At 69.7% G+C, this 25,946-nt stretch carries 17 protein-coding genes and 2 pseudogenes; 8 read left to right on the top strand and 11 right to left on the bottom strand.

Going from position 1 to position 25,946, the window contains the following annotated elements; all coding sequences use genetic code 11:
- Positions 1 to 39: 39 nt before the first annotated feature.
- Both ACFVXA_RS36580 and ACFVXA_RS36575 read right to left on the bottom strand, forming a co-directional pair.
- The gene (locus ACFVXA_RS36580; RefSeq protein WP_390028393.1) at positions 40 to 756 is read right to left on the bottom strand and encodes a DUF1963 domain-containing protein; all 717 of its coding nucleotides are present in this window, start codon (positions 754 to 756) and stop codon (positions 40 to 42) included.
- 243 nt (positions 757 to 999) lie between these two features.
- A pseudogene (locus tag ACFVXA_RS36575) lies at positions 1,000 to 1,528 on the bottom strand (hypothetical protein); the annotation flags it as partial.
- A 282-nt stretch (positions 1,529 to 1,810) separates the two neighbouring features.
- On the opposite strand from ACFVXA_RS36575, the gene ACFVXA_RS36570 reads away from it, so the two are divergent.
- Both ACFVXA_RS36570 and ACFVXA_RS36565 read left to right on the top strand, forming a co-directional pair.
- The gene (locus tag ACFVXA_RS36570; RefSeq protein ID WP_383737392.1) at positions 1,811 to 3,061 is read left to right on the top strand and encodes a PP2C family protein-serine/threonine phosphatase; all 1,251 of its coding nucleotides are present in this window, start codon (positions 1,811 to 1,813) and stop codon (positions 3,059 to 3,061) included.
- Between the two features lie 956 nt (positions 3,062 to 4,017).
- Entirely contained in the window at positions 4,018 to 4,584 is a 567-nt protein-coding gene (locus ACFVXA_RS36565) for a Uma2 family endonuclease (protein WP_390028362.1), read from the top strand.
- A gap of 257 nt (positions 4,585 to 4,841) precedes the next feature.
- Here ACFVXA_RS36565 and ACFVXA_RS36560 read toward each other — a convergent pair.
- Positions 4,842 to 4,970 (bottom strand): annotated as a pseudogene (locus ACFVXA_RS36560) (SpdA protein); the annotation flags it as partial.
- Between the two features lie 45 nt (positions 4,971 to 5,015).
- Positions 5,016 to 6,449, bottom strand: a complete 1,434-nt coding sequence (locus tag ACFVXA_RS36555) for a beta-propeller fold lactonase family protein (protein WP_390028361.1) — start codon at positions 6,447 to 6,449, stop codon at positions 5,016 to 5,018.
- A 1,090-nt stretch (positions 6,450 to 7,539) separates the two neighbouring features.
- Here ACFVXA_RS36555 and ACFVXA_RS36550 point away from each other — a divergent pair.
- Positions 7,540 to 9,615 (top strand): tetratricopeptide repeat protein, encoded by a 2,076-nt coding sequence (locus ACFVXA_RS36550; RefSeq protein WP_390028360.1) that lies wholly within the window; start codon positions 7,540 to 7,542, stop codon positions 9,613 to 9,615.
- A gap of 188 nt (positions 9,616 to 9,803) precedes the next feature.
- Positions 9,804 to 10,628, top strand: coding sequence for an SDR family oxidoreductase (locus ACFVXA_RS36545; protein ID WP_362016539.1), 825 nt, complete (start codon positions 9,804 to 9,806; stop codon positions 10,626 to 10,628).
- Between the two features lie 314 nt (positions 10,629 to 10,942).
- Here ACFVXA_RS36545 and ACFVXA_RS36540 read toward each other — a convergent pair whose 3' ends face one another.
- From ACFVXA_RS36540 to ACFVXA_RS36520, 5 genes are all read right to left on the bottom strand, one after another.
- The gene (locus tag ACFVXA_RS36540) at positions 10,943 to 12,226 is read right to left on the bottom strand and encodes a GNAT family N-acetyltransferase (RefSeq protein WP_390028391.1); all 1,284 of its coding nucleotides are present in this window, start codon (positions 12,224 to 12,226) and stop codon (positions 10,943 to 10,945) included.
- A gap of 507 nt (positions 12,227 to 12,733) precedes the next feature.
- Entirely contained in the window at positions 12,734 to 13,924 is a 1,191-nt protein-coding gene (locus ACFVXA_RS36535; RefSeq protein WP_390028358.1) for a cytochrome P450, read from the bottom strand.
- Entirely contained in the window at positions 13,911 to 14,720 is an 810-nt protein-coding gene (locus ACFVXA_RS36530; RefSeq protein WP_390028390.1) for a tRNA-dependent cyclodipeptide synthase, read from the bottom strand. Before ACFVXA_RS36530 ends, ACFVXA_RS36535 begins: the two co-directional genes overlap by 14 nt.
- Positions 14,721 to 14,893: 173 nt before the next feature.
- Positions 14,894 to 15,751 carry a calcium-binding protein gene (locus tag ACFVXA_RS36525; RefSeq protein WP_389756229.1) on the bottom strand — a complete coding sequence of 286 codons (858 nt, stop codon included), beginning with the start codon at positions 15,749 to 15,751 and terminating at the stop codon, positions 14,894 to 14,896.
- A gap of 107 nt (positions 15,752 to 15,858) precedes the next feature.
- Positions 15,859 to 17,091, bottom strand: coding sequence for an MFS transporter (locus tag ACFVXA_RS36520; RefSeq protein ID WP_389937220.1), 1,233 nt, complete (start codon positions 17,089 to 17,091; stop codon positions 15,859 to 15,861).
- An 83-nt stretch (positions 17,092 to 17,174) separates the two neighbouring features.
- Between ACFVXA_RS36520 and ACFVXA_RS36515 the strand changes: the two genes are divergently transcribed.
- The 3 genes from ACFVXA_RS36515 to ACFVXA_RS36505 all read left to right on the top strand — a co-directional run bounded on the left by ACFVXA_RS36515 (position 17,175) and on the right by ACFVXA_RS36505 (position 19,612).
- Positions 17,175 to 18,140 (top strand): ArsR/SmtB family transcription factor, encoded by a 966-nt coding sequence (locus tag ACFVXA_RS36515; RefSeq protein ID WP_383737350.1) that lies wholly within the window; start codon positions 17,175 to 17,177, stop codon positions 18,138 to 18,140.
- A 41-nt stretch (positions 18,141 to 18,181) separates the two neighbouring features.
- Complete coding sequence (locus ACFVXA_RS36510; protein WP_362016549.1) at positions 18,182 to 18,679, top strand: glutathione peroxidase; 498 nt, start codon at positions 18,182 to 18,184, stop codon at positions 18,677 to 18,679.
- Between the two features lie 66 nt (positions 18,680 to 18,745).
- Entirely contained in the window at positions 18,746 to 19,612 is an 867-nt protein-coding gene (locus ACFVXA_RS36505) for a MerR family transcriptional regulator (protein ID WP_390028357.1), read from the top strand.
- Positions 19,613 to 19,776: 164 nt separating this feature from the next.
- Here ACFVXA_RS36505 and ACFVXA_RS36500 read toward each other — a convergent pair whose 3' ends face one another.
- Entirely contained in the window at positions 19,777 to 21,624 is a 1,848-nt protein-coding gene (locus ACFVXA_RS36500; RefSeq protein WP_390028356.1) for an MFS transporter, read from the bottom strand.
- A gap of 211 nt (positions 21,625 to 21,835) precedes the next feature.
- Positions 21,836 to 24,772 (bottom strand): D-alanyl-D-alanine carboxypeptidase, encoded by a 2,937-nt coding sequence (locus ACFVXA_RS36495; protein ID WP_390028354.1) that lies wholly within the window; start codon positions 24,770 to 24,772, stop codon positions 21,836 to 21,838.
- A gap of 219 nt (positions 24,773 to 24,991) precedes the next feature.
- On the opposite strand from ACFVXA_RS36495, the gene ACFVXA_RS36490 reads away from it, so the two are divergent.
- Positions 24,992 to 25,747, top strand: a complete 756-nt coding sequence (locus tag ACFVXA_RS36490) for a GPP34 family phosphoprotein (protein WP_362016557.1) — start codon at positions 24,992 to 24,994, stop codon at positions 25,745 to 25,747.
- The last annotated feature ends 199 nt before the right edge of the window (positions 25,748 to 25,946 follow it).

Genomic DNA, 25,946 nt, shown 5'->3' with positions numbered 1-25,946 from the left:
GGCGATCTGGTCTCCGGCAACGATCTCCTGCTGTGCGGATCAACAGCAGAGAACCTGTGCCACGGCCTGGCTGAAGTCGCCGATCGCAAGTGCCTTGACCGGGATCGTGAAGTACAACGTTCCGGCGTCCCCCCAACCCCATCCGAGTTCGGTGTCCTCGGCAAGCTGGAGCAGATGGACAGCTGGGCCGTCGGCGTCGCGGCACGACACCTTGAGCGTGTACGAGGTGTCCGGCCAACCGAAGGCGCAGTGACTGCCGGCGGTGTTCCCGTCGAGATCTCCCATCTCATCGAGAATGAGTGATGCCGCGCCCCAGTGCTGGTCCCTGTCAAACTCCACGTCCTCGTCCTCGACGTCCCAGCAGTCCGGGAGCATGGCTGTCTCAGCCGCCTGGACGGGTATAGCCGGGTAACTTCTCGCTGGTTCGGGTGCCCTCGTCTCAACTGCCCGTGCCGGGTCAACGGGAATGACGCGGTATGCCCCGGACTCGGACATGTCCAGTTGGCGGTACTCCTCGTACGGCAAGTCTGGATCGAGGTAGAAGAAGTTGAGCAGGCCTGGCCGTGTGGGCAGTTCGTTGCCCAGCCAGGTAGCCAGAGCATCGGTGTCCAACACGGCATGCAGGGACAACGGAACCCCGCTCTGTTCGGGCCAGCAGGTCTCCGGTTCGAGGAGAGCAGGCCCACCAAGTCGGCATTGCCCAGTGGCCTGGACAGTTCCCGCTGGGCGGACCAACTGAAAGCCGCGGCGGGCCATGACAGCAAACTGCCGACCGGCCTTCTCACCGAGCCGTTCTGTGCATACGCGGCTCAAACTGACAGGGTCATCGAACTGCATGCCAGGATCTTCTCAACCTCCGTTGGGTCTCGACCACCTTGGGTCCGAGGCACGCCCCTTGCCCGCAGACGGACTCTGACATCCATGACTGACATCAACGGCGTCGGACAGAGGCGTACATGAGCACGCCTGTCTGGCCGCTGTGGTGCAAGGCTGCGTTTCTCCGGGACCGAAGGAACGTGCGAGGCTTTCCCGGATCACGATGTCGCTGGCGCGCAGAGCCGCTGTCAGCTCTCGTCGCAGTTCGTCCGGGAGGAGCCCTGCGCCGAGGGCGCAGGCGCGCACCAGCGCGCGACAGTCGTGCACTTGCCGGTCTGTGGCGATCTCGGTGAACAGAGGGTGAGGCAAATTCTCGCGGGCCACGTAGCCATCTTCGGCGTCCGTCGTCCTGCGGTGGAGGTCCTCGACGATGCGGTGCGCGGCGAGCGCCTCGGCGGACCCGATCGCGTCGAGGACTGTGAGTCCGAGCCGGGTGTCGAAGACGGTCATCCCGAGTTCGGTCTTCCGTCCGGAGTAGGCCGTCACCAGGTCGGCCAGGTGGCCGTCGATCGGCTGCCCGGCGTCGCGGCGGCATAGAACGGTCAGGCATGCCGTGACGGCTTGTTCCCATGGGTCGCCGGGCATCGTGTCGGCAAGGAGGAACAGCGGCCCACGCGGTGTCACCCGCTACGAGGCCAGCGAGTACGGCGACCCATCATGGGGCGAGCCTCGAAGATCGCGGCCCACATCGGGCCTTAACGGGCAGGTCCACAGACCGCCCGAGTCGCCAACAGCTTACGGGCCCCGATCTCTCGCCCCATGGCAGGTCCAGCCCAAAGCCGCTCCACCGCCCGCGCTGGTCACACAGCCCCTATGCGCCGGTGCCGGACCGGGGCGTTCACCGCCTGTCCATGGGGTCAGCCGCGGGGGCGAGCGCGGGCTGCGAGGTCTACGTTGATATCAGGGCTGTGACAACGGCAGGGGGTATGGCGCGATGACCCCGGAAGTTGACCACGCAGCGTTGTTCGCCGCTACGCCGAGCCCCTATGTGGTACTGGGCCCCGACCTGGTGATTGTCGACGTGAATCAGGCGTATCTGGAGGCGACCCGGCGGACTCGGCAGGACCTGATCGGACAGCAAATCTTCGACGCGTTCCCCGACAACCCCGCCGACCCCGAAGCCGACGGAGTCCGAAACCTGAACGCGTCTTTCCACCGCGTCCTCACTTCCCGCAGACCGGACACGCTGGCTCTGCAGAAGTACGACATCCCGATCGTGGGGGAACCGGGGGTGTTCGAGGAGCGGTGGTGGTCTCCGGTCAACACTCCGGTGCTGGGGCCGGACGGGAAGGTGGCGTGGATCATCCACCGCGTGGAGGACGTAACCGCGTTCGTCAAGGCCCACGGTGCCCGGCGTCTTACCAATGAGCAGCTGGGTGAGCGCCTGCAGGCCATGCAGGTGTTGGAGGCGGAACTGTATGCGAGAGCCGTTGAGCTGCAGAGATTGAACGAGGAGCTGCGGCAGACCCATGCACGTGAGCGTGAGGTGGCCGTCATGCTGCAGGAGGCTATGCTCCGCTCCCCTGACCTGGCCCGCCACCCCGAGATGGCCGTCCGCTACCTGCCCGCCACCGGCTCGCTGAACATTTGCGGTGACTGGTATGACATCGTCGACCTGCCGCCCGACAACATAGCCATAGCGGTCGGTGACGTCGTCGGCCACGGCGTCGAGGCTGCCTCTATCATGGGCATGCTCCGCAGCGCCCTGAGCGCAGCGATCCGGGCCATTCCACGCCCCGCCCAGGCGCTGGAGGTCCTCGGCCTGTATGCCAGGTCCGTCGACGGAGCGCTAGGCACCACCGCGGTTAAGGTGCTGATCGATAAGCGTAGCCGCCTGATCATCTACAGCAGCGCTGGCCACCCCCCGCCGGTGCTGACCCACCCGGGCGGCGGCTGCAAGCTGCTGGACCAGGCCACCGACCCGCCGCTGGGAGTCCGCCCGGAACACGTCCCGCGGCCCCAGGCCACCGTGGAGTACGCACCTGGTGACCTCCTCGTGCTCTACACCGACGGGCTGATCGAACGCCGCACGGAGGACATAGATGTCGGCCTGCAGCGCCTCACTGACACCCTCACCGAGTCGAGCGAGCTAAGCCCGGAGCGCCTGGCCGACACGCTGCTGGCCCGCCTCGGCGTCAGCGGCGGCGGCCGCGACGACATCGCCCTAGTAGTCATCAGGCTTTAACCCGACCAACAGCACAGCCGAGCAAACCGGGCCGACCGGCGGAACCCGCCTCTGATGGCACGAGCAGTGTCGTTGGTGCCCATGGTGGGGAGGCAGCTGACATCCATGGCTGACATCAACGATGGCGAACACAGGCGCACAAGCACGGCTCTCGACACACGGGCAAATGCCAGGCAGCCGGCCCTGAGCAGCCGCGCCGCGAGCGGCGGATCGAACTCCATGACATCAGCCGGAACAAGTACGGACACCTGCAGTACGGCTCGTGGGGGTACAAGCTGAACTGGAAGCCGTACCGTTCCGCCGGTGGTAGCAGCTGTGGTGGCGTCGAGATCGCTCACGGGTCGGCGACGCTGCCCACGTCCGAGACTGGCTGGAAGTACTGGGAAACCTCGGCATGACCTTTTCGAGCCCGCGGGCATGGCTCGCCGGATGCGCTTGGCAGCGTCAGTAGTCCTGCTCGCCTCGTGCACGTCCGGCAGCGATGACGGCAAAGCCTCCAAAAGATCACTCGCCGCCTGCTGCGTTCGACGTGCACCTGTGGTGCGGAGGCCCGCAGGTCTCATAGGCCTGCGAGCACAGCCCGGCCGCAGACGTCGCGTTCGGTGATGTCGGGGACCAGTGTCCGCAGGCTGCCGGGGCTGAACGGGCGGGGTGCCGCCCTCGCCGGTTCGCCGGTGAGCGGGTGTCCGTTCCGTAGCGCGACCAGGTGGGGCGCATCTCGTTCAGTAGCCCGGCGCGGCGTCGTGACCGCTCCGTACAGTCCTTCGACGGCGGCGCGGCTGCCGGCCCGGGACGTTCCGCGGGCCGGCACTGGTTCCTCGCTTGTCGTGGGCTCGCTGGTCGGATGACGACCGACGGAAGGGGACGTGAGCGAGATCAGCGTGCCGGGCGGACGGCAGACAGTACGCTCGATCCAGCGGGATCGGGCCCGCGGCACAGCGTCCGGGAGGTGCTTCATGACGGCCGAGATGATGGCCCCGGCGTGGATGCATGAGCAGATCACGGCGGAGGAGTACGAGTCGTGGTCCGAGGAGCAGTGCGCCGGTATCGAGATCGTGGACGGGATGGTCGTCGTGAGTCCGAGTGCGTCCAAGCGGCCCAGCCGTCTGGCCCGGATTCTGGCGAACGCCCTGGATGCCGCCGCGGGCCCGGAGTGGAACGCCGACACCGACTTCGACGTCCGGCTTCAGGACGTCCCGCTCACCAATCGCCGCCCCGACGTCGTCGTGTACCGGGCAGACACCATCGACCTCACCCCAACCCGCCCCGAGCACGTGCTGCTGGTCGCGGAGGTGGTGTCGCCAGGTTCGGAGACCACCGACCGGATCGTGAAGGTTGACCAGTACGCCAAGGCAGGCATCAGCTTCTACTGGCGGATCGAGCAGGCCGCGACAGGCGTTCCTCTCGTGTACACCTACGTTCTCGACCCCGCGACGAAGGCCTACCGGGACGGAGACGTGTTCACCGGCGTCCTGAAGGTAGTGGCCCCGTTCCCGGTGGAGATCGACCTCGGGCAGGTCTGACCAGGCGCTGCTCGGCAGCCAACAGCGCGTGAGCGATGCGTGAGCGGACGGCCCGACACAGGGCGGCATGAGCCGGATCAAGTGGCTCGCCGTGCCGTTCCGACCAGGGGGAACAGCACCGCGCGGCAGCGCCGGGCGCCACCCGGCAAGGACGCGATCCCACTCCTCAAGCGGGTGTCGCAGGTTCGAATCCCGCGGGGGCACAAGGGAAACGGCCCCGGACCGATCATGGCCCGGGGCCTTTCACATCCACGATTGACATCGACGAGCAGCGAGGCCACCGGGGCGATCACGAACCAGCACCAGGCCAGCCGGGACGGACCATCCGAGCGGAGCCGCCGTCAGGCAGCGGCGACCAGGGGCAGATCGACGCCGATCGGGTGGGCCAGCCCCGGCTCTAGCTCTCGGTCAGCGCTATGGCTGCGGCATGTTCAGCGGCCGTGCCGGGCGGTCGGGAGGCCTGGTGAGGCCGCGGTGGCCTGCGTCAGGACATGGATGCTGCTGTGGTCGATCGCCTTTGTCGAAGGGTGAGGGCCGCCGTGGTCGGCCTCCGTGTGGACGGTCGCGGTGGACGGGCCGTGGGTGTCGTCGCCGGCGAACGTGGCCGTGTAGCAGGCCTTGTTGTCCTGTCCGCGTGGGACCTCGCAGGTGGCCTGGCCCCTGCTGTCGGTCGTGTCGGTGCACAGCGAGGTGGAGTCGGTGGTGAACTCGATGGCCTTGCCCTCCAGGGGCTGGCCGCCGGCGGTCAATGTGGCCTTGAGGACCACGTGCCCCCTCCTCTCCTCCACCTTCAGCGTCAGCGTGGTCGGAGTCTGCGACGTCAGGGGGACGCTCCCGACCGCCACACCAACGGGGAGGTCGCCGACGGGGATCGTGGCGGTGACGGTATTGGTGGAGGTGTCGATCACCGACACGGTGTCCGAGGCGGCGTTGGTGACGTAGACGCGCGAGGTGTCCGGGGTGACCGCCACCCCCTGGGGGAGGTCGCCGACGGGGATCGTGGCGGTGACCGTATTAGTGGCGGAGTCGATCACCGACACTGTGTCCGAGTTGGAGTTGGTGACGTAGACGTTGGCGCCACCGACCAGGGCGACCGCCACCCCCAGGGGGAAGCCGCCGACGGGGATGGTGGCGGTGACGGTATTGGTGGAGGTGTCGATCACCGACACCGTGTCCGAGTTGGAGTTGGTGACGTAGACGGTGTCCGGACTGACCCCCACACCTTGGGGGAAGTCGCCGACAGGGATGGTGGCGGTGACCGTATTGCTGGAGGTGTCGATCACCGACACCGTGTCCGAGCCGGCGTTGGTGACGTAGACGCTGCCTCCCACCGCCACACCGCGAGGACCCACCCCGACGGGGACGGTGGCGGTGACGGTATTGGTGGCGGTGTCGATCACCGACACAGTGTCCGAGCCGGAGTTGGTGACGTAGACGTGAGTCCCGTCCGGGGTGACCGCCGCCCCCTGGGGGAGGTTGCCGACGGGGACGGTGGCGGTGACGGCATTGGTGGCGGTGTCGATCACCGACACAGTGTCCGAGCCGGAGTTGGTGACGTAGACGCGGGTGCCGTCCGGGGTGAGCGCCACCCCTTGGGGCGCGGTGCCGACGGGGATGGTGGCGGTGACCGTATTAGTGGCGGTGTCGATCACCGACACGGTGCCCGAGCTGTCGTTGGTGACGTAGGCGAAGGTGTTGTCCTGCGCGGCGGCGGGTGTGGCCGCGGCGAGTGGGACGACCATCCCGGCCAGCACCGTCAGCCCCGTCACCCAAGCCCGCAGCAGCGTCCACCACGAAGCGCCGCCCCCGCGACTTCGCCTCGTCTCGCACTGCCCCCGCGTCCCCGCCACTGCGATACCCGACATCAAGTCCTCCTGTAGCGCACGACACCAAAGTGGCGTTTCCGTGCTCCGGATCAAGTGCGGCGGCCGATGCCCTGCCAGGGATGTCCGGGACCGCCGCGGCGCTGATGATCGCCGCAGCCGACGCTAAACGCGTCTCCAGCACCTTCCCGCTCAAGACCCGTAGACGAGGGCCGTACAGACGAGCCGAATACCCCGTATGGCCTCGCCAGTTCTCGCCCGTGACGGAACAGCTGCACGCCCCGGCGACGCCGAGCACAGACGCGCACATGAACCGGACCCGGCTGGTAACAGCTTTCCGGCCCCACGCAGCGGACGGTATGGCCGCCGCGGACCGATCCGGCTGGAGCTACGGATCTGAAGGTCTCCGACATCTACGGCTGACATCAACAAGGCCGGACAGTCACGCACATGGGCATCCCCGTCCGGCTGTCGCAGGCCGTGCCACACGCGTGCCAGTTGGTCCACGCGTAGTCCACATCTCCTAGAAGGAGCCTCTCCCCCGCCCTCGCGGGTCCACGGTGCGAGGTCCAGGTCAGTGAACAGGAAAGGCGTGCATGTGGCGTGGTCGAGCCATCGAACCCGTCATCCGGGGGTTCGATCAAGTGGCTGGAGAGCAAACCCTTCGACCAGCTGTGGTCAGGATCGCGCATCGGTGCTGCGGCGCCTGCGATGCCCCTACAGTTACGGAGTGGACCTGGGGACGGCACTCACCGTGGTCGGAACTCTTGCGGGAGTGCTCAGTGTTGTAGTGGCACTCGTTCAGCTTCGGCAGCCGCCCTCTCCTGCACCGGCTGCTGATCCCAGTCCTCCTCCAGATAATTACGCACGGCGCGAACCACCCTCGCGAGACCCCGACGCTGCTCCACCGTCGGCCGCCAACCCGGTGCACATCGCACAGACGCTGCGCCCTCCGACTGGGCGTCTGGGAGAGATCCATGGCCGAGATGAGCTGCTGGAACTGCTGAACAGCCGCCTCTGCGAACCTGACGGCCGCTTTCAGGTGTTGGCCGGTCTAGGAGGCACGGGAAAGACGACAGTCGCCCTCGCATTGGCTGATCGCGCACTGCAGCAGGGGCGAAAGGTGTGGTGGGTGTCCGCCACGGAGCGGAGATCGCTGTCGGGTTCCCTGCTCGGACTGGCTCTCACCCTGGGAGCGCCGCCCGCTCACGTGGAGGAGGTGCGAGCTGGAGTTCGCGATGCGGCCGATGTTCTGTGGGAAGGCCTGGAGGGGCAGCAAGGATGGTTGCTCGTCTTCGACAATGCGGACGATGCTGCCGTTCTGGCCCTTGGCAACACCTCCGTGGGAGACGGCAGCGGATGGCTCCGTGCGACGCGAGCCGGCCTGATCGTCGTGACCAGTCGGATCATGGACCAAAGCGTCTGGGGCCGCCACGGCGTCGTTGAACCGGTCCTGTGTCTGGACGCTGCCGACGGCGCTCGGATGCTTCAGGACCTCGCTCCGCATGCCGGTACTCCGGCAGAGGCCCAGGCACTGTCCCGACGACTCGGCAGCCTCCCACTCGGCCTTCACCAAGCCGGGGTCTATCTGGGCTCGCCCTTTGCCTCAGAGCGTACTTTCACCGTCTATCTGGAGGCGCTCAACGATCGTTTTCCACGCCTCATGAGTTCGGGAGGTGACCCACGATCGGGAGTGACACATACCTGGGAACTGTCCCTGGACGCCTTGGCGGCCCAGGGCAGAGGGCAAGCCCGGCCGCTGCTGCGGGTTCTCTCCTGCTACGCCCCCTCCGCGGACATCACCTCCGCGCTCCTGGACCCGCAGGTGCTGAGTGACAGTCTCGGCACGACGGAGATGTCCGTTCGAAGCGGTCTGGAGGCGTTGCTGTCGGTGGGCCTGCTCGAGTTGGGGGCGACTCCTGACACTGACGAAGTGACCGGTGTGGTCGTGCACCCGTTGGTGGCGGCCGCCAGCCGGCAGCACCTGGACATTCATGTCACCACGGCTGCCGCGCGGGCACTTCGAGTTGCTACCGGCCGACTGCGACCGGACAACCCCCAGGACTGGCCCACCTGGCTGCGGCTGCTGCCGCACGTACTGTCCCTGCTCTCGCTCCCGCCGGCCACATTGAGCGACGAGGGACTTTCCGCCACCGCATGGGCCGTTGTGAGCACTTGCTCAGCGTTGAGATGGAGCGGAGCGTGGTCAGCTCCGGAAGGGCTGACCCGCCAGGCTCTGCGCCAGGCGGAACTTCTCGGCCCGGACCACGAGGCAGTGCTCTGCCTCCGCTATCAACAAGCCCTCACCGCTCTGTACCAAGGGCACCATGCGGACGCGGAGTCCCAGCTGAGCGGCATTCTGACGGCTCAACTCGACGTCCTGGGCCCGGATCACCCCGCCACGCTGGCCACACGTCATGAAGCCGCGCACCTTCTCGTGGAGAAGGGGCGTCTGGCCGAGGCCGAGACCGCGTGCCGCGATGTGTTGCGGGACCAACTCAGAGTGCTGGGGCCCGACCACCCGGAGACGCTTGCCACACGTCACTGGCTGCTGCGCTCCGTCGGAGAGCGAGGCCGCCACGCAGAGGCGGAGGCCGGCTACCGCGACCTTCTGCGAACGCGGATCCGGGTGCTTGGTCCTGAGCATCCGTACACGCTGATGACCTATAACAACCTGGCTCTACAGATCGCCTATCAGGGTCGCTTCGCGGAAGCCGAATGGACGTTCAACGAGTTGCTCGAAGCCCGCGTGCGCGTCTTCGGCTCCCACCATCCCTACACCCTGCAGGCCCGCTCCAACCGCGCCTCGGTCGTGACACAACTCGGTCGGGGCGCGGAAGCGGAGGAAGAGTTGCGCAGCGTACTGGCAATCGAACGACAGGTACTGAGAACGGACCACGTGAACGTACTCGACGCCCGCTACGAACTGGCACAGGCGATCGCGGCTCAGGGACGCCATCACGAGGCCGAGGCAGAGCTGCGTGAGGTCATCGAGGCGGAGCGCCGGGTGCTCGGGGTCGAGCATCACCTCGTAGGAGACGCCAGGCTCGCGCTCGGTCAGGCGCTGGCCGGGCAGGGGAGGCATGAGGAGGCGGTCGTCGAGCTTCGGGCCCTTCTCGAGTTGCAGACGCGCGTCCTCGGGCCGACCGCCCCGAGGACCGCGGCAACACGGGAATGCCTGGCTGCCATGGAAACTCGCGGTGCCTGAGGTGAGCGGTCACCGAGCCGGCCTGCTGTCCGACCAAGGCAACGCAAAAACTTCAGGGTCCGGCCCTGTCCCGGGGCGGCCCCGTCCGGAGTGGTGAAGTTGTACTGGAGTGCACTCCAAGGTGTTCGCTGGTAGGTGCGTCGCGACAGCGCGGCGACGTGAGCGATGAGATTGCTGAGGAGCACGCCATGACACAGAAGATCTGGTTCATCACCGGTGCCTCACGCGGCTTCGGGCGGGAGTGGGCGGTCGCGGCGCTGGAACGCGGTGACTCCGTGGCAGCGACCGCACGCGATCTGTCCACCTTGGACGATCTTGTCGCGACCTATGGCGAACGGCTGCTGCCCCTGCAACTCGACGTCACGGACCGCGACGCCGACTTCGCCGCCGTACGGCAGGCGCACGAGCGGTTCGGGCGCCTCGACGTGGTGGTCAACAACGCCGGCTACGGCCACTTCGGGATGGTCGAGGAACTCACCGAGGAGGAGGCCCGCGCGCAGCTGGAGACCAACCTGTTCGGAGCGCTGTGGGTCACCCAGGCGGCACTGCCGTTCCTGCGCGAGCAGGGCAGCGGTCACATTCTCCAGGTCTCTTCCATCGGCGGGATCAGCGCGTTCCCCCTGGTCGGCATCTACCACGCCTCGAAGTGGGCGCTCGAAGGGATCAGCCAGGCGCTGGCCCAGGAAGTGGCGCAGTTCGGCATCAAGGTCACGCTGATCGAGCCGGGCGGGTTCGCCACCGACTGGGCCGGCTCCTCGTCCAGTACGTCCGAGCAGTTGCCGGCGTACGCCGAGTTCCACGAGCAGGTGCAGGAGCAGCGCCGCCGGCGCGTCGGCACCCCTGGCGACCCGCGTGCCTCCGCCGCGGCGGTACTGGAAATCGTGGATGCCGATGAGCCGCCGCTGCGTTGCTTCTTCGGTACGGCGCCGCTGGGTATCGCCCGCGCCGACTACGAGCAGCGTCTGGCGACCTGGGAGAAGTGGCAGCCGGTGGCGGAGCTGGCACAGGGCTGAGGAAGGGGCCACCGGGCTGCCGGACAGCAGGACAGCAGGACAGCAGGACAGCAGGACAGCAGGACAGCAGGACAGCAGGACAGCAAGGCAGCAAGGCAGCAAGGCAGCAAGGCAGCAAGGATCCCTAACTCCTCGCAGCGGCCCGGTAGTTCCAGGCGCCCACCGCTCCGCCGCCTGGACTCCACCCGCGCACCGACCGGCGCCAGCCAGGCCCGGGCCGACCCAGCCGTACGGGCATACGGGCATACGGGCGCAAGGGCCCACGGGCGTACGCGCGTACGGGCGTACGGGCCTACGGGCGTACGCGAACCTGCTCAGCGTGCGTGCGGGTCCGCTCCACCGGAGCCCGCCCCACCGACCCCACCGGAGCCCGCCCCACCGGTTCCACCGGAGGACACCCCACCGACCCCACCAGAGCCCGCCCCGCCGCTTCCACCGGAGAGCACCCCACCGGTTCCACCGGAGGACACCCCGCCGCTTCCGCCCGAGAGCGCCCGGCCCGAAGACCGCAACGTGCCGACCGTCTTCAGTAGGCGGTCGGCCGGGTCCCGCAGGGTGGGATGGGCAAGGACCGTGTTCCGTAGGCCGCGGACCGGTCGGCGCCACAGGCGGTGTGCCGCCGCCACCGGGTGGGGGCGGGTCGCGAAACCTTCACCGACGCGCAGTTCGCGGGTCTTGAGCCAGTCCTTGTACTCCTTGTCGCCGCGTCCCATGTCCATGAGCCGCACGCCCTGCCGGCCCGCGGCCTCGGCCATCCGGAGGTGCATGATCAGGCCGGGCGAGTAGTAGCGGAACTCCGGGTCGTACGCGGTGAACCAGGCGGCGAACACCGTGCGCGATCTCGGCCCGAAGTGGGCGGCCACCGGGCGGTCGCCGGCGTACACGACGGAGAGCACACCGGTGAAGTACTCCTCGCGGACGTGGAACAGGTGGTCCACCAGGTCCACGATCCAGGGCCGCGCGAACCGGTCCATCCGTCCCGTCCTGCGGTACTGGGCGGACTTCCACCGCATGAGCGTGCGCAGCACGGCCGGGTCGCGCTCGTCGAAGACGAACCGCATCTCGCCCACGTTGCGGCTGAGACGGCGTTCCTTCTTCAGCGTCGTCTTCGCCAGCCCCGGGTACGCGCCGCGCAGCCACTCCGCGTAGCTGCCCTCGTCGCCGCCCTTCAGGTCGAGCACGGGTGAGGCGAACGTGCCCGTGACGTAGCTGCCGAAAGGCTTCTGCTCCTCGACCAGGTGGTCGAACTCGAAGACGGACAGCCCGCAGGCCCGCAGCAGCTCCTGGGTGTCCCAGGTGACCCCGGGGCGGTGCACGAGGGCCTGGCAGTCGGACAGGCCGAGACCGATGGCCCGGCCGACACCGAAGGCGTTGCGCTCGTACGGGAAGAAGCCCACGGCCTCTCCGCCCTCGTGCAGGACCGCCACCTGCGCCCTGCCGCGGTATCTGCCGACTCCGGCCGCGAACTCCGGTGCCAGGAAGGGGTTGGCGTAGTCGGGCGACTCGTCCATCGCCTGGTGCCACGCCTCGCGCAACGAGCTGCTCAGCTCCTCGGGTCTGTGGATCGTGATGTCCGCCTCGGACCGGATGGCACGCATGGAACGCATCGGTGACCGCTCCCCCCATTCCCCCCATGACGCGCTGTCCGCGTCCTGCCACTTCTTCGGCTGTCCCCTGATCCACGCCGTGTACCCGCTCGTTCCACGGTCTACGACCGATTCTCGAATTGTGCGGCGGGGCTCAAACGTCGCGAAACAGTACGCACGCTGTCAAGGGTGTCTGTCGTAACGGAAGAGTGCGGATCGGATGACCTGGGACCCAGGAGGCGAGTGATCAGCCACGGCCGAGCACTGCGGGCCCGGGGGCACACGAGTGATCAGCCACGGCCGAGCACGGCCGGCCCAGGGGGCGCTCGAACGCCAGGACGGCGGAAGGCCTGGGCCTTCCGCCGTCCGACTCCGACAACCGCCGCGTCCGCGCGGTCCTGGCCTGTCCGGTCCTTGAGGTCTGGTCCAGCCGGACCGTCGAAGTACGAGCCGCCTGGCCGGACCGTTGAAGTCCGGGCCGCCTGGCCGGACCGTCGAGATACGGCCGGTCCCGGTGGCTCACCACATGGCGGGCAGCCGCTCGGGGATGCGCTTCATGAAGCCGGTACGCCAGACCAGTTGCTCGACGGGGACCGCCAGTTGGAGGGCGGGCATGCGGTCGAGCAGGGTCTCCAGGGCGATCTCGGCGTGCTTCTTGCCGAGGGCCGTGGCGGGGCAGTAGTGGCGGCCGCCGCCGAAGGAGAGGTGGGTGGTGCTGTTGGCGCGGGTGAGGTCGACGCGGTGCGGGTCGGGGAACTCCTTGGGGTCGAAGTTGGCGCCCTCGACGAGGACCAGGACCAGTTCGCCCGCCTTCACCTCCACATCGCCCAGCCGTACGTCCTCCACGGCGAGGCGCGGGAGTCCGTCGCCGATGGAGAGGTTGATGCGCAGGAGTTCGTCCACGGCGGCCGGGATCCGGTCCCGGTGGGCGAGCAACTCCGTCTGCAGTTCCGGGTGCTGGAGAAGGGAGACGATCGCCATCGTCAGGAAGCCCGACGTCGAGATGACACCCGCGCCGAACATCGTCACCCCCACCGTCGCCAGCATCTCGTCGGTCAGGTGGGCGTACTCCGGGTCCTCGCGCAGGGCCGCCAGTTCGGACATCAGGCCCGTCGTCGACGGGTCGTCCAGGCGGGCGGCCATGTACGCGAGGTCCCGGTCCCAGTTGAGCTTCGCGCCCGTGACCGGGCAGGCGGAGTTCATGAACGCGATGTCCAGGCTGCGCATCAGCCGGGGCGCGTCCTCCTGCGGGATACCGAGGATGTGGCAGTGCATCGCGGCCGAGTACGGGTCGGCGAAGCCCCCGCGCAGGTCCGCCGGAGCGCCCTCGGCCAGCAGACCGTCGACGAGCTCGGCGGCGTACGACCGCATCCAGTCCGCCAGGCCCTCGCTCTTCGGGTTGAGCGCCTTGAGGACGGCCTTGCGCAGCCCCGCCCCGGTGATGTTGCCCATGTTGTTGACGACCTCGGGCGGGATCGTCAGGGCGTACTGGCGGGGCACGCCCGGCGCCGAGGTGTCCTTCAGGCTGAAGCGCGCGTCCTCCAGCACCTGCTTGCACAGCTCGTACGACGACACCAGCCAGGCCTCGTCACCGGCGATGGTCCGCACCCGGCGCACCGGGGCCGAGGTCCTCAATTCCTCTACTTCGGAGGGGAGTTGATCACCTCGCCACGAGAACGGGAAGTCGATCAGATGCTCAGCGGTCGCCATCGGTGGTTCCTTCCGTACCCGTACCCGTACCCGTACCCGTACCCGTGCCCATGCCTATGCCCGCGCCCGCGTCCGCGGGCGTGACGATCGCGTGGCCCTGGTTGCGGGAGGCGCGCAGACCCGAGCCGCGCGCGTACAGCAGCTCGGCCATCGGCAGGAGCTGGTGGTAGCAGTTCAAGGAGGACGGCACGCCGAGGATGGCGGGCGTGTCCAGGAAAAGCGGTGCCTCCGCGCAGACGTACTTCAGGCACACCTCACGCTGCCGCGCGGTGCCCTCCCGTCCGTCGAGGACCTTCGAGGAGAGGAAGGCGTCCACGAGGGCGTCGCAGGTCCGCCGGAACTCCGCGTCGGTGTCGAGGAGTTCGCGGATATGGTCGTGGATGCGCCGGTACGCGCGGTTGCCCGTGAAGTCGGACATGGCGTGCGCGGCGAGCCGTCCCCCCGCGCCACCGCCGAAGGCCTCCGCGGCCGCGGTCACCTTGGCGCGTACGCCCCGCAGGTTCTTCACCGCCTTGCGCCGGGCGTCGTCGGCCGGATAGCCCAACGCCTCGTACATCTCGGCCACATGGAGGTCGGTATAGACGAGGTCGACCCGGTCGAAGTGCTCGACGCCCCAGCGGGCCAGGTCGTTGATCCGGCGGGCCGAGAAGTAGCTGTTCCCCGGCGAGACACCGATCACGGCGTGGTCGCCCGCGGTCTGGATCACCTGACAGTGCGGGGTGTAGGGCTGGACGTCGAAGAGGCCGGAAGTCGGCGGCTTCTGGGTCGTGACGTGCTGGATCTCGGAAACGGTCACAGTCGTCAACTGGAGTGTGTCCTTCGCGTCGCAAGTCCCAATGGAGCCTCGTGCTCCTGGTGTGGCGACGACGCCGTGAAGTTAGCGTTCGGACACGGAGAGTGTCAACGGGGGCCATGGCACCCCCGTGGGTGCCATGGGCCGCCCTACGGCATGCGGCCGATCCAGCCGATTCAGCTCTGGTACACCTTGTCGCTGCCCGGGCCACCGGACAGGAAATCGTTGCCCGCGCCGCCGTGCAGGACGTCGTTGCCGCTGTTGCCGTACAGCTTGTCGTCGCTCGTGCCGCCGTACAGGGTGTCGTTGCCCTTGCCGCCCTGGAGGAGGTCGCGGCCCGCGTTGCCGTACAGCTTGTCGTTGCCGTCGTCGCCGGACAGGGTGTTGCCGGTGCTCGTGCCCGACAGGCTGTCGTTGCCGGTGCCTCCGTGGCACTCGGCGGCACACTTCGTGAGGGTGTCGTCGCCCGCGCCGCCGTACGCGCCCTCGTCGTAGACTCCGCCGCCTCCGGAGAGGTGGTCGTTGCCGTCCTGGCCGTAGAGGACGTCCATGCCGTGGCCGGTCAGGGTGTCGTTGCCCGTTCCGCCGTAGATGCGCGCGTATCCGTTGTTGTCGGGGTTGACCGTCGCGGTGTCGTCGCCGTCACCGAGGTCGACGATCAGGGAGTCGAGGTCGGATGCCGAGGTGTTGGGCTCCGTGACCGTGCAGACCGCCTTCGTGTCGTCGCCGGCGTCCGGGCGGACACAGCCGGTGCCGAGGGAGATCGTGACGGTGTCGTCGAAGGTGTAGATGTAGTCGGCCAGCGTGGAGTCGGGGTCGGTCGCGCCGAGCGCCCAGGAGATGGTCAGGTTGTTCTTCTGACCGGAGGCCGCCGTGTAGAAGAGCTTCTGGCCGACGACATTCGCCTTCGCGCTCTTGGTGGCGGTCGGGGCGGGTGCCGTCGCGGCGTGTGCCGTCGGGACGGCCACCGCGGCGCACACGGCGGCCAGCGCCAGGGCCTTCGGCAGGGCGGCGGCGGTACGGCGACTGAACATGGTTACCCCTTGGCGTGTTCTGCGCGCTCGTGTGCGCTTTCGGTCACCTCCTTCGACTCCGGTGTCCGTGGGGTGGTTGTTACCCCAGTCGCGTAACTTCGCTCAATTCAGGGAGTGTTCACCCCTGATTGCCTTTCCCTTGGTGCGGTCGGCTCCGGGCGTTGGCGATCCGGGGACGCGGCAGGGCGGCGGCGGAGCGACGGTGCCATCGTCAGCGTCACAGCGATGGAGACGGCGGCCATCACCGTCATCGCCGGTCCGGGCGAGGTGAGTTGGGCGACTCCGCCCGCCAGCGCCGCGCTCACGCCCTGCATGGTGAGCATGCCCGCCGTGTGCAGCCCCAGGGCATGCCCGCTCAGTTCGTCGGGGATCAGGGACACCAGGCGTTCCTGCTGGATCAGGCTCGCCCCGAATCCGATCGAGGCGACGGCCACGCAGACGGCGGCCACGCCCACCCCCGGCCGCAGCGCGAACACCAGATACGGCGTCGCGAGCAGCAGCAGGAACGGGATGCCCAGCCGGGCGCGCACCCGGGTCGGTAGGAAGCGGCCCGTCGTCACGTCCCCCAGGAACATCCCGAACGCCGCGCAGGCGAACAGCGCGCCCGCCCGGTTCGGCGCATAGGACACGTACAGCGACTCGCAGCCGACGATCAGGCCGTTGGGGATCCACAGGAGGAGGTAGAGGGTGCGGCGCTCGGGCGAGGACCACAGACGCGCGTTCGTACGCCAGGTCTGCGCGACCGACGGGCGTCCGGAGGCGCGCGGGGCGCGGCGGGTCAGGCCCAGGCGGGCGGTCACGGCCGACACCAGATACAGGGCCGCCGCCATGAGCAGGGTGAGCCGCGGCGACAGCAGCGCCACCAGCACGCCGCCGGTCGCGTACCCCGTGATCTGCGCGACGCCGTTCATCATGTTGAAGACCGAACGCCCCAGCAGATAGCCCTCCTTGGCGAGGATCTCGTTGAGCAGACCCCACAGGACGCCGCCGCCGAACGACTGGATCAGGCCGAGGAGCAGCAGCAGGACGAAGAGCGTCCAGACCGGCAGGCCGGGGATCGCCATCGCCGCCGTACCGAGCGCGAAGGCGAGCGCGATGCCCGTCACCGTCGCCCGCGGCGCCACCCGGTCCGCCGCCGACAGCATGGTCGTCGCGCCCACGACCTGCGCCAGCGACGGCCCGAACATGCTCAGCGCGGAGAGCAGGGGCGAGTCGGTCGCCCGGTACACCAGCGTGCCGAGGGCCAGACCGCTCACCGTCGAGGCCGCGCTCTTGAAGCAGGAGGACAGGAACAGCGGGGTGAACTCCCGCGTGCGGAAGAGGTCCGAGTAGGTGCGCATGGGCGGAGTCTTGGGGCCCTTACGAAGCGGCCGTTATTGTTTCGCGCCGAGGCGAAACCAAGCGGACCGACGGGGGTACGGACATGGGCTGGTGGCAGGTCAACGCCGACACCCTCGCCGGCAGCCGCTTCGTCCTGTCGCCGCTCGCCGAGACCTTCGCGAGCCTGCGGACGCTGCACGTGGGGGTCGCCGCGCACCCCGGTGAGCACGCCTGGCTGCGGGCCCACCTGCCCGCGTACCGGCGGCGGCTGGCCGCCGATCCGGTCACCGCGCTGCTGATCCGTTCCGGCATCGGGAAGTCGTGGACCGCCGACTTCCTCACCCCGCCCCCGTACGGCGACGAGGCCTTCGAGGAGGAGGTCGCCCGGGTGCGGGAGGTGGCACCGGACGCCGCGCGCGCCCACCTCGCCGTCTCCCTGCGGGGGCCGCTGCCCGACCCGCTCGTGGACCGCGACGACCTGCCCCGGCGCGCCGCCGAGCTGCTCACCCACGTGTGGGAGGAGGCCGTACGACCGTACTGGGACCGGCGTCGGCGCATCCTGGAGGCGGATGTGGTCGCGCGGACCGCGCACCTGAGCCAGGGCGGCTGGGCGGCGGCGCTGGACGCGCTGCGGCCGGGGACGCGGTGGCTCGGCGAGAACCGTCTGCAGGTCAATCTCCACGAGTATCCGCCGCGGGAGATCTCCGGGGCCCAGCTGCTCTTCGTGCCGGTCACGCCGCAGGTCGGGTGGGTGTGCTGGAAGGAGCCCGACCGGTACGCCGTCGTCTACCCGTGCGCGGGCGCGCTGGCCGGCGTACGGCCCGAAGCGGTACCCGAGAGTCTCGGCGCGCTGCTCGGCCCCGCCCGCGCGGGCGTCCTGGTGCTCCTCGACTCCCCCATGTCCACCAGCCAGTTGGTCGCCGTGACGGGGCAGGGGCTGGGCTCCGTCGGGCGGCATCTGCGGGTGCTGCTGGACGCGCGGCTGGTGGAGCGGCGGCGGGCCGGCCGGTCGGTGCTGTACTCGCGGACGGCTGCCGGTGAGGTGCTCGTCACAGCGCAGCGCGAGTGAGTGTCCGAGGGCCCGTCATCCGGCGGAGTTAGCATCCGCTCATGACTACTGACAACTCTGTGCTCGACATCGAGATCGGGTCCCTCCAGGGGGGCTCCGCCGACCTGGGGCAGTACAAGGGCAAGGCCGTCCTCATCGTGAACGTGGCCTCCAAGTGCGGGCTGACCCCGCAGTACGCGGGTCTCGAGCGGCTGCAGGAGCGGTACGCCGAGCAGGGCTTCACCGTGCTCGGCGTGCCCTGCAACCAGTTCATGGGGCAGGAGCCCGGGACCTCCGAGGAGATCGCCGAGTTCTGCTCGGCGACGTACGGCGTGACCTTCCCGCTGACCGAGAAGGCCGAGGTGAACGGGGAAGGCCGGCACGGCCTGTACGAGCGCCTGGTGGGCACCGAGGACGCCGAGGGGCACAGCGGCGACATCCGCTGGAACTTCGAGAAGTTCCTGATCGGGCGGGACGGCACGGTCGTCGGCCGCTTCTCGCCGCAGACCGAGCCGGAGTCCGCGGAGCTGGTGTCCGCCGTCGAGAAGGCGATCGGCTGAACCCTGTGATTGACCTTGCCCCTGGGGCAAGGGGGAGCGTCCTCCTCACCGGGCGGAAGTCGCCCGGTGACGGAGGATGACGTGGTGGACAAGGAACTGCTCACCATCGGGGCGTTCGCCTCGCGGGCACGGCTCTCGGCGAAGGCGCTGCGGCTGTACGACCGGCTGCGGTTGCTCACCCCGGCGTACGTCGACGAGGTCAGCGGCTACCGCTACTACCGCGCCGAACAGGCCGAACGCGCTCGGCTCGTGGCGCTGCTGCGCCAGCTGGACATGCCGCTGGCGCGGATCGCGGACGTCGTGGGGGCGCCGGGTTCCGACGCGGCCGCGCTGCTCGCCGCGTACTGGGACGGTGCCGAGGCGCGGTTCGCCTCGCAGCGGGCGCTCGCCGACTACCTCCGTGGACGACTGTCGGGGAGGAGTTCCGAGATGTACGGAAAGTTCGTCGTCGAGACCGCCGAGGTGCCCGAGCGGGTGGTGCTGACCGAGACGCGGCACGTCCTGGCGCCCGAGCTGCCGGTGTGGATCTCCGGCTCGCTGGGGCGGCTGGAGGAGGGCGCGAAGCAGGCCGGGGGTGTCACCGGGCCGTCCTTCGTCGTGTACTACGCCGAGGTCAGCATGGAGAGCGACGGGCCGGCGGAGGCGTGCGTGCCGGTCGCCGACGAGGCTGCCGCACGGGCCTGGGCGGAGCAGCAGGGGCGGGCCACGGGGGTGAAGGTCCGGGTCGAGCCGCCTCGGCGACTCGCCTACGTCCGCATCGCCAAGGCGCAGGTCGCCCACCCCCAGATCCTCGCCGCCTTCGAGGCCGTCGAGGCGTGGATCGCCGAGCAGGGACTGTCGTACGACGGTCCCTGCCGCGAGGTGTACTTCGCGGACTGGGACGCGGCGGGGCCGGAGGACGCGGTGTGCGATGTGGCGTTCCCGGTGAGGTGACGTCGGCGTCGCGGGGCAGCACGGCGCGGGCGGGAGTACGGGTGCGCGTGGGGACCTAGCCGCCTCCACCCCTTCCGTAGCCGGGGCGCTGCCTCCGGCCCCCGCCCCTCAAGCGCCGCGGGGGCTGCCCCGTAGCCCCGTGGCCCGGGGCCCGTCCGGCGCGCTCAGCGCAGTTCCTCCGGGCACGGGGTTCCCCGGGGGAGCTGGTACGGCGCCGCGAGGCGGTAGGTGCCCGGCTTCGGGGCCAGCAGCTCAGTCCACTTGTCGCCCGCCGCGGTCTCCTCCGTCGGCATCAGACAGCCGTTGAGGTTGTCGTACGTCTTCGGGGTGCCGTCCGCGCGGTTCTTCGACGCCTCGGTCTCCTGCGGCGCCTTCACGCTCTTGCCCTTGGCGTCGACGATGCTCAGCCACGGGGAGTACGGGACGCGGATGAGGATGCGGCCGGCCTGCTTCACCTCGATGGTCAGCTCGCCCTGCTCGGCGCGGTCGACGACGGCGTTGGGCTCGGCGAGCTGGGCCGGGTCGGTCACCGCGAAGAGCTGCCAGTTCGCGTCGCCCCAGATCTGGCGGAGGTAGGGCATGCCCCGCTGGACCAGTTGCCGCTCCCGCTCGCCGCCGTCGCCGTCCGGTTCGCCCTTGGGGAGGACGACGTAGTGGACGGCCCAGCGCTGCAGCCACTCGTGGTAGTTGGCGGAGTTGAGGGTGTCGTCGTAGAAGAGCGGGTTGCGCTCCATGTCGGCCTGGCGGTTCCAGCCGCGGGCGAGGTTCACGTACGGGGCGAGGGCGGAGGCCTCGCGGTGGGAGCGGGCCGGGACCACTTCCACGCGGCCCTTCTCGGCGCCCACCACCTGGAGCTCGTTGACGAGCGGCGCCAGCTCGCGCGCCCAGGACGCCGCCGGGGTGGTGTGCACGATGTCGTCGACCGACTTGAAGCCGATCCAGCCGGTGAACCCGGCGAAGGCGACGACGATGGCGTACCACTTGCGCGACTTCGGCACCGTGAAGGGCAGCGCCGCCAGCAGCACGACGCCCGCGAACAGCATCGCCAGGCGGGTGATGTTGGAGCCGATCTGCGAGCTGATCAGCCAGACGAGGACGACGGACAGGCCGTACACCGCCGCCGTGATCCGTACCGTCTTCCACTCCCTGGGGACGAGGAAGAAGACCAGGGCGGCGTAGAGGAAGGGCAGCAGGACCGAGTAGACGGTCATCGGCTGGGTGCCGGAGAAGGGGAACAGCCAGGCCGAGACGGCCACCACGAGCGCCGGGGCGATCCCGAGGGCGTACGCGCCGGGGCGGCGCTTCTGGAGGAACAGGGCGACCGCGACCAGGCCCACGAACAGTCCGGCCACCGGCGAGGCGGCGGTCGCCAGCGCGGCGAGCGGCGCCGCGCACAGGGCCTTCGCCCAGCGTTTGTAGCGCCAGCGGTAGGGCCAGCAGAAGACGACGGCGGCCGCGCCGAGCGCGAACATCGTGCCCAGGCCGTACGTCACCCGGCCCGAGGCGGCGTTGCAGAGCAGTGCGAAGACGCCCGCGAGGGCGGGCCACAGCGGGTTCTTCACGGCCCGGCTGCGGATGAGGATCATCGTCAGCAGGGCCGCCGATATGGTCCCCGCGATCATCATCGTCGTACGGACGCCGAGCACCGACATCAGATACGGCGACACCACGCTGTACGACACCGGGTGCATCCCGCCGTACCAGGCGAGGTTGTACGCCGAGTCCGGGTGCCGGCCCACGAACTCCGCCCACGCGTCCTGCGCCGCGAGATCGCCGCCGCTGTTCGCGAACGTGAAGAACCACACGACGTGCAGGACACCGGCGAGGACGGTGACGAAGAGGACGGGGTGGCGGAGCAGACGGTTCAGGAGGGTGCCGGGCGGCGCCTCGGGCGTCTCGTCGGGTGCCCCGTCGTCAGGTCCCCCGGCCTCGGGTGCGCGCAGCGGTATTCGCGGGCCTGATCCTGGGCCCGGATCGGCGTCGTCGGCGTGTGTCGGCTCCGCTGTCGCCACTGCAAGGCACTCCCAAGTCCCGTTTTCCGTTCTCGGCCGGGACCCGCGGCTCGCGAGCAGCCCCGATCTCGCGACGCTAGCACGCACCCCGCGGGGGAGCGCCCGGGTGGGGCTCCTCCGCGGGACGCGCGGGGTTCGTCCGTACGGCTCGTACGTCACCGGTGTGCGCGTCGATGCGTCACCGGTGCGTACGTCCGTTCAGTACGGCCGTTCAGCTGACGCGGGTCAGCTTGGCGCCGAGGCCGGGCTCGGCGAGGTCCGACCGGAGCGCGACGGGGATCGTCACGGCGTGGCTGGAGCCGTCGCCGACCGTCAGCTCGCCGACGACCGTGCCGGCCGTGCCGGTGTGCGGGACCGTTTTGCCACTCTCGGTGCCGATCGACAGCTTCGTCTTCAGCCCGGGCCAGCCGACCGCCTTCATGTTCTTGGTGGCGACGACCGGGGTCCGGCCGCCGAGCTGGTCGTCCACGTAGCCGACGACGTCGCCCTTCTTCACCACCATGGCGGAGGTCAGGCTCTGCTGGACCTTGTCGATCAGCTTCTGGCTGTTGGTGAGGGCCAGCTGGAGGCTGTCCCAGACCTTGCCGGTGCCCGCGTTCTGGCCGAGGACGGCGCCGTAGACCGTCTGCGTCTTGCCGTCGACGGTCTTGGTGGCGGCCCACACCAGGTTGCCGCCGGCGGGCGTCGACGAGCCGGTCTTCAGGCCGATCACGCCGACCTGCTCCACCAGCAGGTCGTTGTTGTTGTAGATGGGCTTGTCGAGGCCGGGGATCTTCGCGCTGGCCATCGCGACGATGCTGCGGAAGACCGGGTTCTGCATGACGGCCTTGGCCAGCTTGAGCTGGTCGGTGGCGGTGCTCACCGTCGTCTTGTCCAGACCGCTCGGGTCCGTGTACGTCGACTGCGTCATGCCGAGTTCCTTCGCCGCGGCGTTCATCTTGCCGACGAAGGTCTCGTTGTCGGAGTCCCAGCGGGCGAGCAGCCGCGCGGCGTTGTTGCCGGACGGGATCATCAGCATCTGGAGCATCTGGCGCTCCGTGAACTTCTGACCCTTGCTCATCGCCGCCGTCGACTCGTCCGGCAGCTTCGACTCGTCCTCGGCCTGCTGGTCGACGGTGATCTGCGGGCCGCCCTCGTTCCCCTTCAGCGGGTGCTTCTGAAGGATGACGTACGCCGTCATGATCTTGGCGACGCTCGCGATGGGGGCGGGCGCCTGCTTGCCGTCGGTGCCGAGGGTGCCGACGCCCTCGACCTCGATCGCCGACTGTCCCTGGCCCGGCCAGGGCAGATCGAGCCTGCCGCCCTCGAAGGTGTACGTCTCGTCGGCGGTGAGCGTGAGCCCCGGGGTCGGCAGCGGGCGTACGGCCTGTACGACCGCAAAGATCACCACGAGCAACAGGACCAGCGGGGTCCAGATCTTGACCCGCCGCACGATCGTGCGGACCGGGGTCTGCGGGGGCGGCGGTGTGTTCGTGAGCTCGGCCAGCAGATCCAGCGGCGGCTTCGGCGGCAACGGCTGCTGGGTGGTGCGCTCGGGCCCGACCTGCGGCAGCGCGGTGGTGGCTGCCGCCGGCTCCGGCCTGTTCGCGGTGCCCGGAGCGGGCGTGCCCTTCGGCTTCGCCGGGGCGGCGGCCTCGTCGAGCGACTTGAGCGCGACGAACTTGCTGGTCCGCTCGGCCTCGGCCTCGGGCTTGGCTCCGGCGGGGCCGGAGGGCCTGTCTCCCGGCTTGGCCCAGGACGGGCCGGCGGGCTTGGCTCCGGCGGTGCCGGAGGGCTTGCCTGCGGCGGGCTTGGCTCCGGCGGGCTTGGCTCCGGCGGTGCCGGAGGGCTTGCCTGCGGCGGGCTTGGCTCCGGCGGGCTTGGCTCCGGCGGTGCCGGAGGGCTTGTCCGCGGGCCCGGCTTCGGGCTTGGCCGGGGGCCGTTCGGTGGTCGGCTCGGTGGTCGGCTTGGGGGCGCCGCCCAGCTTGAGCATGGTGGTGGGCTGGTCCACGGCCGGGGGCCGGGGGGCCTTGAAGATGGCGGTGGGCTGGTCGACGGGGGGTTCGGCGGTGGTGGTGCCCTTGGCGTCCGCCGAGGCCTTGGAGTCCGTCGGGACGGACTCAGGGGACGCCGCCGAGGGCTGCTTCGAGGGGGCCTCCGCGGTGCCCTTCGGGCCGGGAGGTGTGCCCTTACCCTTGTCCGAGGAGTCCCCGGCCGACCGGGACTTGGGCCCGTCGTCGGGGACGGAACCAGCGTCGGCATCGCCGTCGGCGTCGGCCGCGGACCCAGCGGCGGACGTGGAGTCAGCCCCGCCCTCGGACTCGTCCGCGTCGGAAGTCCCGCCGGTGGCGGACACGGAGTCGGCGTCAGCCGCGGACCCAGCCGGGGACGCGGAGTCGGCCCCGCCCTCGGACTCGCCGGCGTCAGAAGTCCCGCCGGTGGCGGACGCGGAGTCGGCCTCGCCCTCGGACTCGCCGGTGACAGCGGCCTCGTCGGAGGCGGAGTCCGCGGAGTCCCGCTCCTCCACCGAGTCGGTGTCCGGAGCTGACGCCTCGTCGGACGCCTCCGGCTCCCGGTCGCCTCCGGCGTCGGAATCCGCATCGGCGTTGGCGTCGGACTCGGCGTCGGCGTCGGAATCCGCATCGGACTCGGACTCGGACTCGGACTCGGCGTCGGCCTTTGACCCTGCCGCCGCCGCGCCGCCCTCGCCGCCGGACTCGGCGTCACCGGCCGGTTCAGCGGCGTCCGCGGGCACGTCGGAGGTCTCGGAGCGCCCGGCGTCGGAGTCCCGGTCGTCACGGCCGGCCTCCCAGTCCGCCGGGGACTCCTCCCCGTCCGCCCCCGCCACCCACGCGGCCACGGCCGCCCGCAGCCGGGAGTCGCCCTCGGCGCTCTTCTCGCCGGGCTCGGCGGACTCCCCGGACTCGGTCGCCGCCAAGGCCTTCGTGGAGAACACCGCCGTGGCCTGATCCACCCGCACCGTGGCCGCACGCTCGCGGGCCACCGCCAACCGGGGGTCGGCCGGGGCCGGGGTCGAGCTCGACGCGGCACCTCGCGTCGGACTCGGAACCGACGCCGGGGCCCCCGGCGTCGGTTCTGCCGACGACGCCGACGACTCGTGCTGCTTCGACCTGTCGGGGGACTCGCCCGCCACCGATGCCTCCTCCATGCGGCGCACGCCCTCCGCGCGCCAACCGAACCGTCAACCCTGCAACCGCCGCCCGGACACCGCTGTCCGAACCATGTACCAGTGTCCTGTGTGAGGGCTTGACCCCTGCGGTAGACGAGAACGACATACCTACTGGTTCCACTACATTCCGGTCACGCACTCTCGACAGACCAATGTGAGAGGGGTCACCCTGTCATTCATCCACGCGGGGAGGCATGGATGGGCAGGAGCCGCAGAACTCTTCCGGAAGAGCTTCTACTGCTGGCGTTGGACCCGACCACGGGTACCACCGCACAGCCGCAGTCGCTCGACCTCGGTCTGGCCGGAGCACAGCTAGTGGAGCTGGCGCTGGCCGGACGGATAGCCCCAGACGGGGATCGTATCGCCGTGGTGGCACCACGGCCGACTGGAGATCCAACACTGGACTGTGCGTTGGAACTGCTTCGCCGGCGCGGAGCACCCGTACGCGCGGTCAACTGGATTGGCGGACCCCGACTGGGACTTCGCCAGACCTACCTCTCGCATCTGGAGAGGTGCGGCATGGTCCATGCCGTGGCCGGCCAGATGTGCGGGGTGCTTCCGACGACTCGCTACCAAGCGACGGACACGGAGATCAGCCGGGAGATCAGGTCCCGGCTGGACAACGCGATCCGCACCGGCGTCCCGCCGGACCCGCGGACCGCGGCGCTCGCCGCGCTGGCCCATGCGGTCGGACTCGGCAAGCACCTGTATCCGGGTAATGAGGGACGCTCGTCCCGCTCCCGGCTGCGGGACCTGATCAGGCACGACCCCATGGGCGGCCTCGTGGCGCACGCGGTCATGGACGTCCAGAACGGCGTGGCCGCACAGCCACGCCGCAGCCCGGCACCGGCAGGCCGTCCGGCCACCGCCGGAGTCAGGACCGCACCGGAACCCGCCCGCGGTGTTCCGATGCAACCGCGCCGCGGTTCCATGGCGCGCGCCGTGGCCCACTGAGCCGCAGTCCCACGGCACCCGGCACGACACGCAGGACCAGCACCGCCAGCACCAGAAGCACCGCCAGTACATCAGCGCCGCACCGCAGTCCCCAAGACCGGTTCGGGAGCCGCTGGCTCGCGCGGGGCGGGGTGGGCGGAAGGGACTCAGCCGACAAAACCAAAAAACCCCCCCCCGCCCCCAAAACCACGAGGGGCCC

It is taken from the genome of Streptomyces sp. NPDC058246, assembly GCF_042881985.1.
In the GTDB taxonomy this organism is placed as follows: domain Bacteria; phylum Actinomycetota; class Actinomycetes; order Streptomycetales; family Streptomycetaceae; genus Streptomyces.
This window is presented reverse-complemented; position numbering and strand designations above follow the sequence as displayed.